At 58.4% G+C, this 13186-nt stretch carries 8 protein-coding genes; 6 read left to right on the forward strand and 2 right to left on the reverse strand.

The genetic code is table 11. The annotated features are described in order from the left end of the window. From Q669_RS10615 to Q669_RS10635, 5 genes are all read left to right on the forward strand, one after another. Window positions 1-315: SPOR domain-containing protein (locus tag Q669_RS10615; RefSeq protein ID WP_022992189.1), on the forward strand; the 315-nt coding region annotated here is incomplete at its 5' end. 171 nt (window positions 316-486) lie between these two features. Continuing rightward, window positions 487-4935, forward strand: a complete 4449-nt coding sequence (gene gltB, locus Q669_RS10620) for a glutamate synthase large subunit (protein WP_022992190.1) — start codon at window positions 487-489, stop codon at window positions 4933-4935. Window positions 4936-5010: 75 nt separating this feature from the next. Continuing rightward, window positions 5011-6429 (forward strand): FAD-dependent oxidoreductase, encoded by a 1419-nt coding sequence (locus Q669_RS10625; protein WP_036149488.1) that lies wholly within the window; start codon window positions 5011-5013, stop codon window positions 6427-6429. 129 nt (window positions 6430-6558) lie between these two features. After that, a complete protein-coding gene (gene hemE / locus Q669_RS10630) occupies window positions 6559-7623 on the forward strand; it encodes a uroporphyrinogen decarboxylase (RefSeq protein WP_022992192.1) in 1065 nt (354 codons plus the stop codon). Window positions 7624-7937: 314 nt separating this feature from the next. Continuing rightward, on the forward strand, window positions 7938-8306 hold the full coding sequence (locus Q669_RS10635; RefSeq protein ID WP_022992193.1) for a PilZ domain-containing protein: 369 nt from the start codon (window positions 7938-7940) through the stop codon (window positions 8304-8306). An 85-nt stretch (window positions 8307-8391) separates the two neighbouring features. Here Q669_RS10635 and radA read toward each other — a convergent pair whose 3' ends face one another. Further along, the gene (gene radA, locus Q669_RS10640; protein WP_011784357.1) at window positions 8392-9768 is read right to left on the reverse strand and encodes a DNA repair protein RadA; all 1377 of its coding nucleotides are present in this window, start codon (window positions 9766-9768) and stop codon (window positions 8392-8394) included. A gap of 70 nt (window positions 9769-9838) precedes the next feature. Next, window positions 9839-11500 carry an energy-dependent translational throttle protein EttA gene (ettA, locus tag Q669_RS10645; protein ID WP_011784358.1) on the reverse strand — a complete coding sequence of 554 codons (1662 nt, stop codon included), beginning with the start codon at window positions 11498-11500 and terminating at the stop codon, window positions 9839-9841. A 387-nt stretch (window positions 11501-11887) separates the two neighbouring features. Between ettA and glyA the strand changes: the two genes are divergently transcribed. Beyond that, window positions 11888-13141 carry a serine hydroxymethyltransferase gene (glyA, locus tag Q669_RS10650; protein ID WP_022992194.1) on the forward strand — a complete coding sequence of 418 codons (1254 nt, stop codon included), beginning with the start codon at window positions 11888-11890 and terminating at the stop codon, window positions 13139-13141. Window positions 13142-13186 lie beyond the last annotated feature (45 nt).

Consider the following 13186-nt stretch of genomic DNA (forward strand, 5'->3'; position numbering starts at 1 on the left):
GAGCCAGAGCCAGAGCCAGAGTTTGTGCCAGACAATCCCGTTAAGTTTGTGGCGCTTGAGCAGTTGCGTCAGCGTAAGGGTTGGACGCTGCAGCTTGTTGCAGGCAATCAGGAACAAACGGTGTTGAATGTACTGCGTCGAGCGCCCGAGGATGCGAATTTGAGCTACACCAAGGGTGAGCGCCAGGGCTTACCTTGGTTTATGCTGGTTTATGGCCAATACTCTAGCCGAGAAGAGGCCGGGGCGGCGGCGGCTAGTCTGCCCGACGTGCTGAGGATCTCGAATCCTTGGGTTCGACCCTACGAGGATTATTGATTTTCGCACCATTCCGGTGCGTTTTTGGCCCCAGACTACGAAAAAAATTGTATACGTAGTTTCACGTGTGTAAAATCCCTTCCCCCTTTTTTTTGGTGTCAGCGTATTTTTTGCACTTTTTTGGTGCAAGAGTGTCGCTGGCGGGAAGCATTTACACGCGAGAGAAAGCTTATGACAACAGGCTTGTATCATCCTGATGAGTTCAGGGACAACTGCGGTTTTGGCCTGATTGCCCACATGAAGGGCGAAGCGAGCCATAAGCTGTTGCAGACAGCCATTGAATCTCTGACCTGCATGACCCACCGGGGCGGCATTGCTGCCGATGGCAAGACCGGTGATGGTTGTGGTCTGCTTATTCAGAGCCCCAAGGCCTTCCTCTATAAAGCTGCCCAGGCAGCCTTCGGCAAAAAACCTGGCGACTTGTTTGCGGTTGGCCAGGTTTTTTTGGCTAAGGACGACGCAAAAGCTTCTGCTGGCCGATCAGCTATTGAAAAAAGGCTGACGGAGCAAGGCCTTGAGATAATGGGTTGGCGGGAAGTGCCCGTCGATGACAGTTGCCTTGGCCCCATGGCTCTGGATTGTCTGCCTCGCATCGAACAGGTATTTGTAGAGCCCGGCGGCAAGGAAGAAAAAGAATTTGCGATCAGTCTGTTCGTCGGGCGCCGTCACGCCGAGCGGGATATGGCGGAAGACCCGGAATTCTATATCTGCAGTCTTTCCCACAAGACGTTGGCCTATAAAGGCCTGATGATGCCCGCGGATCTGGCCAACTTCTACAAGGATCTTGGTGATCCGGATCTGCAAACGGCCATCTGTGTTTTCCACCAGCGCTTCTCAACCAACACCATGCCGCGTTGGCCGCTCGCGCAGCCGTTCCGGTTTCTGGCCCATAATGGTGAGATAAATACCATCGATGGCAACCGTAACTGGGCAATCGCCCGCGCGGCCAAGTTCAGCTCACCGGATCTGCCGGATCTGCAGACCCTGCAGCCGCTGGTTAACCTGACAGGGTCGGACTCCTCAAGCATGGACAACATGCTGGAAGTACTACTGGCGGGAGGTGTTGACCTGTTCCGGGCGGTGCGAATGATGATTCCGCCGGCCTGGCAGAATGTCGATACCATGGATTCTGAACTGCGGGCCTTCTACGAATACAACTCCATGCACATGGAGCCCTGGGATGGCCCTGCTGGCCTCGTGATGTCAGATGGCCGTTATGCGCTGTGTATGCTGGACCGTAACGGTCTGCGCCCCGCGCGCTGGGTGATTACCAAGGACGATTTCATCACCCTGGCCTCGGAAGTGGGTACCTACAGCTACTCACCGGACGATGTGGTCGCCAAGGGGCGTGTTGGTCCGGGTCAGATGCTCGCCATCGATACCGAATCCGGCGAGGTCCTGCATACCGGGGATATCGATCAGCGGCTCAAAAAAGCCCAGCCGTACAAGCGCTGGCTCAAGGACAATGCACTGCGAGTCGAGACCACGCTGAATCAGGCGACCCCGGAATTCAAGCTGATGGAATCCGATGAGCTTCTGGTTCATCAGAAGATGTTCAATATCTCGTTTGAAGAACGGGATCAGGTCTTGCGTCCGTTGGCTGAGAGCGCCCAGGAAGCGGTCGGTTCCATGGGTGACGATACCCCGATGGCGGTCCTGTCCAGCAAGGTGCGCCATGTTGCGGATTACTTCCGTCAGAAGTTTGCGCAGGTCACCAACCCGCCCATTGACCCGCTCCGTGAGACCATCGTCATGTCTCTGGAGACCTGTCTGGGTGCAGAGCAGAACGTTTTCGAGGAGTCTCCGGAGCACGCTAACCGGATTATCCTGACCACGCCGGTGCTGTCGCCGGCCAAATTCCTGAAGATCAGCAATAACGATCGCCCGGGATTTGAGGTGGCAAAAATTGCCCTGAGCTATCGGCCGGAAGAGGGCCTGGAACAGGCGGTTCGTCGAGTATGCGACGAAGCTGAAAAGGTCGTCCGTGATGGCAAGGTGCTGCTGATTCTCAGCGATAAGGACCTGGCTCAGGGCGATCTCCCCATCAATGCCCTGATGGCCACCGGTGCTGTGCACCATCACCTGGTGGCGAAAGGTCTGCGCTGTGATTCCAACATCATCGTTGAGACCGGCTGGGCCCGGGACCCTCACCACTTTGCGGTGCTGTTCGGGTTTGGTGCCACGGCGGTCTACCCGTATCTGGCGTACCAGATCCTGAATGATCTGATTCGCACCGGCGAAATGCTGATGGATCCGATCGAAGCCAAGAACAATTACCGCAAGGGCATCAACAAAGGCTTGCTGAAGATCCTGTCGAAGATGGGTATCTCCACCATTACCTCCTATCGCGGTGCGCAACTGTTTGAAGCCATTGGTCTTGCCGACAATGTGGTAGACCTGTGCTTCAAAGGCGTGCCGAGCCGGATTCAGGGCGCCGACTTCTTCGATTTCCAGCAGGATCAGGAGCAGTTGGCCGCCGTTGCCTGGAAGCCCCGTAAGCCGATTTCCCAGGGTGGTCTGCTCAAGTACGTGCACGGCCAGGAATACCATGCCTTCAACCCGGATGTGGTGGGCAAGCTGCAGGATGCCGTGATCAGTGGCGACTATGGCACCTACAAGGAATATGCCGGTCTTGTCAATGAGCGCCCGGTAGCCACCCTGCGCGACCTGCTGGTGTTCCGTGAAGGCATCCAGTCAATTGACCTGAGCGACGTTGAGCCAGTGGAGAACATTTTTCCGCGCTTTGACTCTGCGGCGATGTCTCTGGGTGCCCTGTCGCCGGAGGCGCACGAGGCTCTGGCCGTGGCCATGAACACGCTGGGTGGTCGTTCCAACTCCGGTGAGGGCGGCGAAGACCCGGCCCGTCATGGCACCAACAAGCGTTCCAAGATCAAACAGGTGGCTTCCGGTCGTTTCGGTGTGACCGCTGAGTACCTGCGTAGCGCTGACGTCATGCAGATCAAGGTGGCTCAGGGTGCCAAGCCGGGCGAAGGTGGCCAGTTGCCGGGTGGTAAGGTGAATGACCTGATCGCCCGCCTGCGTTACTCGGTGCCGGGCGTCACTCTGATTTCACCACCGCCGCACCACGACATCTACTCCATTGAAGACTTGGCGCAGCTGATCTTCGACCTTAAGCAGGTGAACCCGGAGGCGCTGGTCTCCGTCAAGTTGGTATCGGAGCCAGGTGTGGGCACGATTGCTGCGGGCGTTGCCAAGGCCTATGCCGACCTGATTACGGTCTCTGGCTATGACGGTGGTACCGCAGCCAGTCCGCTGACCTCAATCCGCTACGCCGGCTCCCCCTGGGAGCTGGGCCTGACGGAAACCCAGCAGGCGCTGCGCGCGAACGATCTGCGGGGCAAGATTCGCCTGCAGACCGACGGCGGCATCAAGACTGGTCTGGACGTGGTGAAAGCCGCGATTCTGGGCGCGGAGAGCTTTGGCTTCGGTACCACTCCGATGGTGGCGTTGGGTTGTAAATACCTGCGGATCTGCCACCTGAATAACTGTGCGACCGGTGTCGCGACACAGAACGACTATCTGCGCGAAGAGCACTTCAAGGGCACCGTGGAAATGGCCATGAACTTCTTCCGCTTTGTGGCGGAGGAAACTCGTGAGTGGCTGGCGAAGCTGGGTGTGCGTTCTCTGGAAGAATTGGTCGGCCGTGTTGACCTGCTGGAGCGTCTGCCGGGTAATACCGAGCGCCAGAAGAAGCTGGATCTGACCCGTCTGCTGCAGAACGACCACATTCCGGCTGACAAGCCGCACACCTGTCAGATTGAGCGCAACAAGCCCTTCGATGAAGGTAAGCTGGCGGAGCAGATGGTGCAGGACACCGCTGCCGCCATAGCCGAGAAGTCCGGCGGTGCCTGGAGTTACCGGGTGACCAACTGTGACCGTTCCATTGGTGCACGCCTGTCCGGCGAGATTGCCGCCCGTTACGGCAACCAGGGCATGACCGATGCGCCCATCACTCTGGACCTGACCGGCACCGCTGGCCAGAGTTTCGGTGTCTGGAACGTCGGCGGCCTGAACCTGATTCTGGAAGGCGACGCCAACGACTACGTGGGTAAAGGCATGACCGGCGGCAAGCTGGTGGTCAAGCCGCCCCGTGGGAGCGATTTCAAAACCCAGGACACCTCCATTGTCGGCAACACCTGTCTGTACGGCGCCACCGGTGGCAAGCTGTTTGCTGCGGGTACCGCTGGTGAGCGCTTCGCAGTTCGTAACTCCGGCGCCCATGCTGTGGTTGAAGGCGCTGGCGATCACTGCTGCGAATACATGACCGGTGGCCTGGTCACCGTGCTGGGATCCACCGGCTACAACTTCGGTGCCGGCATGACCGGCGGGTTCGCCTATGTGCTGGACCTGGACAACACCTTTGTGGACAAATACAACCATGAACTGGTTGAGATCCAGCGTATTTCCCGTGAAGACATGGAAGCCTACCGGAACCACCTGCGTGGCGTGATCCGGGAGCACATCTCTGAAACCGGAAGTGCCTGGGCAGAGCACCTACTTGAAGATTTCGACGATTACATCGGCCGTTTCTGGCTGGTCAAGCCCAAGGCCGCGAACCTTCGCAGCCTGCTGGCAAGCACCCGTGCCCGTCCGGAATAACGGGCAGGTCCAACAAGGTTGATGGGCCGCACTCCGGTGCGGCCCCGTCGAAATCGAGCTGATGAGAGTGGCAACATGAAAGAACGTCTCAACAATGACTTTCAGTTTGTGGAAGTAGGGCGGGTAGACCCGAAGAAGGTGCCTGCCAAGAAGCGCAAAAAGGAATTCGGGGAAATCTATCACCCGTTCAGCGAAACCCATGCGGCGTCCCAGTCCCATCGCTGTCTGGCGTGTGGTAACCCGTACTGTGAATGGAAGTGCCCGGTACACAACTATATTCCGAACTGGCTGAAGCTGGTGTCGGAGGGCAACATCATGAAGGCGGTGGAGCTGTGCCACCAGACCAACTCCCTGCCGGAAGTCTGTGGTCGTGTGTGCCCGCAGGATCGCCTGTGTGAAGGTGCCTGCACCCTGAATGACGGCTACGGCGCGGTTACCATCGGTTCTGTCGAGAAGTACATTACCGACACCGCGTTTGCTCTCGGCTGGAAGCCGGATACGTCCAGCGTTACCTGGACCGATAAAAAGGTAGCTGTAATTGGCGCCGGCCCCGCAGGTCTTGGCTGTGCCGATGTTCTGGTACGCAACGGTGTCAAGCCGGTGGTGTTCGACCGTTACCCGGAGATCGGTGGCCTGCTGACCTTTGGCATTCCCGAATTCAAGCTGGAAAAATCCGTCATGTCCCGCCGCCGCAAGGTGTTCGAGGAAATGGGCGTGGAGTTCCGCCTGAGCACCGAAGTAGGCAAAGACGTTCAGCTGAACAAGATCCTGGAAGAGTTCGATGCCGTCTTTATGGGCATGGGTACCTACACCTACATGAAAGGTGGGTTCCCCGGTGAGGAGCTGCCGGGTGTCTATGACGCCTTGCCGTTCCTGATTTCGAATGTTAACCGTCGCCTGGGTTTCGAGAAAAAGGAATCTGACTTCATCGATATGAAAGGCAAGCGTGTTGTGGTGCTGGGTGGTGGTGACACCGCTATGGACTGTAACCGGACTTCCATTCGCCAGCAGGCCGAGAGTGTGACCTGTGCCTATCGCCGCGATGAGGCCAACATGCCTGGCTCCCGTCGGGAAGTGGCCAACGCGAAAGAGGAGGGCGTCAAGTTCCTGTTCAACCGTCAGCCCATCGCCATCATCGGTGAAGACCGCGTTGAGGGTGTAAAGGTAGTCACCACGGAGCTGGGTGAGCCGGACGAAAACGGCCGTCGTCGTCCGGAAGTGGTTCCGGGCAGTGAGGAAGTGATTCCGGCTGATGCCGTGCTGGTAGCGTTCGGCTTCCGCCCGAGCCCGGCACCCTGGTTTGAAGAGCTGGGCGTGAACACGGACGACTCCGGTCGGGTGACTGCGGCAGAAGAAGCCGAGTTTCCGTTCCAGACCAGCAATGCCAAGATTTTCGCTGGTGGCGACATGGTGCGTGGCTCGGATCTGGTGGTTACCGCAATCTGGGAAGGACGTCAGGCAGCCGAAGGCATCCTGGACTACCTGGACGTTTAACGCTGGATTGACCAGAGTCAGAAAGGGCGGCTTGCTAAGGGTAAGCCGCCCTTTTTTATTCGTACAAACGGGGTATCATTGCTCCCCATTGTCTCTGACCAATTTTTACCGACGAGAACGGGAAACTCTATGACCGAGCTGAAGAACGATCGCTTCCTGCGTGCCCTGATGCGCCAGCCTGTAGACCGCACCCCGGTGTGGATGATGCGCCAGGCAGGCCGCTACCTGCCGGAATACCGCGCAACCCGGGCCAAGGCCGGCGACTTCCTCAGTCTGTGCAAAAACACCCCGCTGGCCTGTGAGGTTACCCTGCAGCCGCTGGAGCGTTACCCCCTGGATGCCGCCATCCTGTTTTCTGACATTCTGACCATTCCCGATGCTCTAGGGCTGGGGCTCTATTTCGAAACTGGCGAAGGCCCGAAATTCCGTAAGGTCATTCGTTCGGAAGCAGATGTGGATGCACTGCCCAGGATGAATGCCGAGTCTGACCTGGACTACGTGATGAATGCGGTGTCCACCATTCGCCGGGAGCTGAATGGCCGTGTGCCGTTGATCGGCTTCTCTGGCAGCCCGTGGACGCTGGCCACCTACATGATTGAAGGTGGCTCCTCCAAGACCTTCTCCGAAGCCAAAAAGCTGATGTATGGCCAGCCGGAGGTGATGCACCGTTTGCTGGATCACCTGGCGGATTCGGTGATCGACTACCTGAATGGCCAGATCAAGGCCGGTGCCCAGGCGGTGCAGATTTTCGATACCTGGGGTGGTGTGTTGAGCAGCTGGGCCTATGAAGAGTTTTCCCTGCGCTACATGAAGAAGATTGTTGATGGTCTGATTCGAGAGAGCGAAGGTCGCCGTGTGCCGGTGATTGTTTTCACCAAAAACGGTGGTCAGTGGCTGGAGTCTATCGCTGATTGTGGCGCCGATGCTGTGGGGCTGGACTGGACGACGGACATCGGTAACGCCCGTGCCCGCGTGGGGGACAAGGTGGCCCTGCAGGGCAACATGGACCCGGCCATGCTGTATGCGCCGAAGGCGCGGATTCGTCAGGAGGTGGCCGATATCCTCAAGCGCTATGGCTCCGGTTCCGGGCATGTGTTCAACCTTGGGCATGGGATTACGCCGGATGTGGATCCGGAGCATGCCGGGGCGTTTATTGAGGCGGTTGTTGAGCTTAGTGGGCAGTATCACCAGTGAAGCTAAACTAGGAGATTGCCGTCATTTGTAGCCTGCGAGCTTGGTGCTTGCGGGCTGGTGGAACGGCCTCCGAAAAACCGCTACGAGCACTTCCCTGTGTGCTTCTCTCCGGCCATCCATGGCCTCCGACATTTTTCGGAGGCCGTTCCACCAGCCCGCTAATCAACCCTCTGGAAGTATCCTCTCTAGAATGGATGCAGCGTTTTCGGACGGTGGCTTCTCTCGCTGTGGTTGCTGGAGGTTCTTTGCTGTACTCCCTTTTGTGCCCGGTCTATAGTCATAGAAAGTAATGACTTTTGATCCGGAGCATTCCCTTGTCTGCTAAAACCTCAGAAAAACGCCGGTTTCACCGAATCAGTTTCGATGCCCCCTGTGAGCTGCATTGTCAGGATCAGGTGTGGTCAACGGAGGTGTTGGATATTTCCCTGAAGGGCGTTCTTGTTCAGCGGCCAGAAGGCTGGAAGGTTCCGTTGAATAAGCCCTGTGAGGTGGTGATTCACCTGAATGAGCATGAAGCTGCGATTGTGATGGCGGTGGAGTTGAAGCATGTGGAGGATCATCGGCTGGGATTTCGCTGCCAGTACGTTGATCTGGACAGTGCAACGCACCTGAAGCGTTTGGTGGAGCTGAATCTCGGGGATCAGGCGCTTTTGGAGAGAGAGTTTGCGCATCTGATTGACTGAGGTCGTCGTTGGGGATTACTCCGAAAGTTGCCGGTGTCCCTCTGCCGCGCGCCTTGCACCGGATTTTGCAGGCTAGGGGCCTGGCTCAAAGTTCCTCAAGAGCCGAAAGGGCATCCGAAAGCTTGGTCACCGGAATCACCTTCATGCCATCGACAGGCTTACGCGGAACGTTGGCCTTGGGCACCAAAGCCCGGGTAAAACCGTGCTTGGCCGCCTCGTAGATACGCTCCTGGCCGCTTGGTACCGGCCGGATCTCCCCAGACAAGCCAACTTCGCCAAAAATAACCAGGTCCTGCGGCAGCGCCCGGTTCCGGAATGACGAAACCACAGCTGACAGCAAAGCAAGATCCGCACTGGTTTCGTTGACCTTCACACCGGCCACCACATTCACAAACACATCCTGATCGGCCACATGCATGCCGCCATGGCGGTGCAGCACGGCCAGAAGCATCGCTAAGCGGTTCTGGTCAGTCCCTACCGCTACCCGTCTCGGGTAGCTCCCCTGGGCCATGTCCACGAGGGCCTGAATCTCCACCAGCATCGGCCGAGTGCCTTCCCAGACGACCATCACCACGCTGCCCGGCGCCGCTTCCTCTCCTCGATTCAGGAAGATGGCGCTGGGGTTTTTTACTTCCTTCAGACCTTGTTCCAGCATGGCGAACACGCCCAGCTCATTAACCGCGCCAAAGCGATTCTTGATGCCGCGCAGGGTTCGGTAGCGGCTGTCGCTGGAGCCCTCCAGCAGGATCGAGCAGTCAATCATGTGTTCGAGCACCTTCGGCCCCGCCAGGCTGCCATCTTTGGTGACGTGCCCCACCAGCAAGAGGATGGTGCCGGTTTGCTTGGCAAAGCGGGTCAGAAAGGCGGCGCTTTCCCGCACCTGGGATACCGAGCCTGGGGCTGATTCAATGTCCGCCACATGCATGACCTGGATACTATCGATTACCAGAATGCGGGGTTTCTCCGCTTCCGCCACCTGCATAAGCCGCTCAACGGAGGTTTCCGAGAGCATTTTCAGGTCTTTGGTGGGCAGACCCAGGCGCTTGGCGCGCATGGCCACCTGTTGCAGGGATTCCTCACCGGTGACGTACAGCGCTGAGTGCTTCTCGGCCAGCTGGCAAACCGCCTGCAGTAGCAGGGTGCTTTTACCGGCGCCGGGGTGGCCTCCCATCAACACGGCTGACCCTTCCACCAGGCCGCCACCCAGGACACGGTCGAATTCCTGCATGCCGGTGCTGATGCGTGCCTGTTCTGCCAGACTGACTTCGTCCAGGCTTTTTACCTCCGACAAGCTGCCGGCATAACCCTCAAAACGGGCGCTGCGAGCACCTTTGCCGGGGCCTGAGACGCCGCGTACTTCGCTGATGGTGTTCCAGGCCTGGCAGGCGGTACATTGGCCCTGCCACTTGGAATAGTCAGCACCACACTCGGTGCATACAAAGGCGGTTTTGGCTTTGGCCATGAGCATCGTTCCGTGTCGGGCAGATCGGGGAGGGCAAGGGGGCCGGCGCGAAGGCCGGCCCGGTCATCGGTTACGCCAGTTTCTTGTACTTCATACGCTTGGGCTGCATGGCGGAGTCGCCTTTGCGCTTCTTGAAGTCGGCGTCGTAATCAGTGAAGTTGCCTTCGAAGTAGACTACTTCGCCGTCGTCTTCGAACGCCAGGATGTGGGTCGCTACCCGGTCCAGGAACCAGCGGTCGTGCGAGATCACCAGGGCGGAGCCCGGGAAGTTCAGCAGGGCTTCTTCCAGAGCGCGCAGGGTTTCCACGTCAAGGTCGTTGGTGGGTTCGTCCAGCAGCAGCACGTTGCCACCCTGTTTCAGCAGCTTGGCCAGGTGCAGGCGGTTGCGCTCACCGCCGGACAGGTCGCCCACCCGTTTTTGCTGGTCAGTGCCCTTGAAGTTGAAGCGGCCCACGTAGGCCCGGGACGGGGTCTCGTAGTTACCGACCTTGATGATGTCCTGGCCGTCGGAAAGCTCTTCCCACACAGTCTTGCTGCCGTCGAGATCGCGCATCTGATCCACGTAGGCCAGTTCCACGGTTTCACCAACGGTGATGGTGCCAGAGTCCGGCTTGTCCATGCCTGCGATCATCTTGAACAGCGTGGATTTCCCCGCGCCGTTACCACCGATGATGCCAACAATCGCACCCGGTGGAACGTGGAACGAGACATTTTCGTACAGCAGGCGGTCGCCAAAGGCCTTGCTGATGCCGTCCACCTCGATCACCTTGTCGCCAAGGCGAGGTCCGGGCGGGATATACAGTTCGTTGGTTTCGTTGCGCTTCTGGAATTCCTGGGAGCTCATCTCCTCGAAGCGGGCCAGGCGCGCCTTGCTCTTGGACTGGCGACCCTTGGCGTTGGTGCGTACCCATTCCAGCTCGTGCTTGATGGCTTTCTGGTGAGCGGCCTCCTGCTTGGCCTCCATCTCCAGGCGCTTCTCTTTGTTCTCCAGCCACTGACTGTAGTTGCCCTCGAACGGAATGCCGTGGCCACGGTCCAGTTCCAGGATCCAGCCGGCGACGTTGTCCAGGAAGTAACGGTCGTGAGTGATGGCGACAACGGTGCCGTCGTAATCGTGCAGGAAGCGCTCCAGCCAGGCCACGGATTCGGCATCCAGGTGGTTGGTAGGCTCGTCCAGCAGGAGCATGTCAGGGCCGGACAGCAGCAGGCGGCACAGGGCCACACGGCGGCGCTCGCCACCGGACAGCACTTTGACCTTCTGGTCCCAGGCCGGCAGTCGCAGGGCGTCTGCCGCCACTTCCATCTTGCGCTCTATGTCGTGGCCATCGGTAGCCTGGATAATGGCTTCCAGTTCGCCCTGTTTCTTGGCCAGCTCGTCAAAGTCCGCATCCGGCTCGGCGTAGGCGGCGTAAACCTTGTCCAGCTCCGCCAGAGCGTTGTGTACGTGCGAGACGGACTCGTCAACGATTTCCTTTACGGTCTTTTCCTCGTCCAGCTCCGGCTCCTGCGGCAGGTAGCCCACATTGATGCCGGGCTGTGGCCGGGCCTCACCGATGTAATCCTGGTCCACACCCGCCATAATACGCAGCAGGGTGGATTTACCGGCGCCGTTCAGACCAAGTACGCCGATTTTGGCGCCCGGGAAGAAGCTCAGAGAGATGTCTTTCAGAATTTCCCGCTTGGGCGGTACCACCTTGCCCACGCGGTTCATGGTGTATACGTATTGAGCCATTTTGGCATATTCCTTTTATCAAACAGTAGCTTGAAAAATGAAAGCACGTCAGGCGACTGATCGAGGACTTCGGGGTGAGCGATCCGGGATCGTCAAAATCAGGGATGATTTTGTCGAGCGTACAGGGACGTATTTACAGCGTATCCCGGATCGCTCACCCCGAAGGCCGATACCACGGACGTCGGTACCTGAGAACAATAACCGGGTAAGGTATCTAAAGCGTTCCGCGATAGCAATTGACAGCCTCCGGTGTGCCGGTATCTGCGGACGGCATAAAGGATGATTTTTAACCCGCTTTCAAGATAGAATAGCGGCCCAATTTTTCAGGGGTTCCGGCTTGCAAAGAGGCATCGCCGGGCCAGCCATACAGACAGGGGCAGCACATCCATGTTTACTCGTGATATGAAAATCGCCGGTTTCGATGACGAACTTTGGAACGCTATGCAGGCGGAAGAGAAACGCCAGGAAGCACACATCGAACTGATCGCGTCTGAAAACTACACCAGCCCGCGCGTGATGGAAGCCCAGGGCAGTGTGCTGACCAACAAGTACGCTGAAGGTTACCCCGGCAAGCGTTACTACGGTGGCTGCGAGTTTGTGGACATCGCTGAGGATCTGGCCATTGCCCGCGCCAAGGAGTTGTTTGGTGCGGCCTACGCCAACGTGCAGCCGCATTCCGGTTCCCAGGCCAACTCTGCGGTATTCATGGCGCTGCTCAAGCCCGGTGATACCGTTCTGGGTATGAGTCTTGCTCACGGTGGCCACCTGACCCACGGTGCCAGCGTGAACTTCTCCGGCAAGATCTACCACGCAGTTCAGTATGGCCTGAACCCGGAGACCGGTCTGATCGATTACGACGAAGTGGAAGCCCTGGCTGTCGAGCATAAGCCGAAAATGATCATCGCCGGCTTCTCTGCTTACTCGCAGGAGCTGGACTTTGCCCGTTTCCGTGCCATCGCCGACAAGGTGGGCGCGTATCTGTTTGTTGACATGGCCCACGTGGCCGGTCTGGTCGCCGCCGGCGTATACCCGGACCCGGTACCTCACGCCCACGTGGTTGCGACCACCACGCACAAAACCCTGCGCGGCCCCCGTGGTGGCCTGATTCTGGCCTGTGACGACGAAGACCTGCAGAAGAAGCTGAACTCTGCTGTGTTTCCGGGCGGTCAGGGCGGCCCTCTGATGCACGTGATTGCGGCCAAGGCCGTGTGCTTCAAGGAAGCCATGAGCGACGAGTTCAAGGCCTACCAGCAGCAGGTTGTGAAGAACGCTGCGGCGATGGCTGAGGTGTTCATCGAGCGCGGCTTTGACGTGGTTTCCGGTGGTACCAAGAACCACCTGTTCCTGGTGAGCCTGATCAAACAGGACATTACCGGTAAAGATGCGGATGCCGCACTGGGCAAAGCGCACATTACCGTGAACAAGAACGCCGTGCCGAACGATCCTCGTTCACCGTTCGTGACCTCTGGTCTGCGCATCGGTACTCCGGCGGTGACCACACGCGGCTTCAAGGAAGCCGAGTGTCGGGATCTGGCCGGCTGGATGTGTGACATTCTCGATAACCTTGAAGACGAAGCGGTTAACAGCCGTGTACGGGAGCAGGTGGAAGCTGTCTGCGCACGGTTCCCGGTCTACGGCTAACAGGCATAGACAGGTCAGCCCGGGCGCTCCGGTGAGTGCCCGGGT

The sequence above is a fragment of the Marinobacter sp. C1S70 genome (genome assembly GCF_000475355.1).
GTDB classification, from domain to species: Bacteria; Pseudomonadota; Gammaproteobacteria; order Pseudomonadales; family Oleiphilaceae; genus Marinobacter; species Marinobacter nauticus.

Bases quoted from the DNA above. Each gene is read 5' to 3' on its own strand.
- gltB (WP_022992190.1), top strand. From the start codon at position 487: ATGACAACAGGCTTGTATCATCCTGATGAGTTCAGGGACAACTGCGGT.
- ettA (WP_011784358.1), bottom strand. From the start codon at position 11,500: ATGGCTCAATACGTATACACCATGAACCGCGTGGGCAAGGTGGTACCG.
- radA (WP_011784357.1), bottom strand. From the start codon at position 9,768: ATGGCCAAAGCCAAAACCGCCTTTGTATGCACCGAGTGTGGTGCTGAC.
- Q669_RS10625 (WP_036149488.1), top strand. From the start codon at position 5,011: ATGAAAGAACGTCTCAACAATGACTTTCAGTTTGTGGAAGTAGGGCGG.
- hemE (WP_022992192.1), top strand. From the start codon at position 6,559: ATGACCGAGCTGAAGAACGATCGCTTCCTGCGTGCCCTGATGCGCCAG.
- glyA (WP_022992194.1), top strand. From the start codon at position 11,888: ATGTTTACTCGTGATATGAAAATCGCCGGTTTCGATGACGAACTTTGG.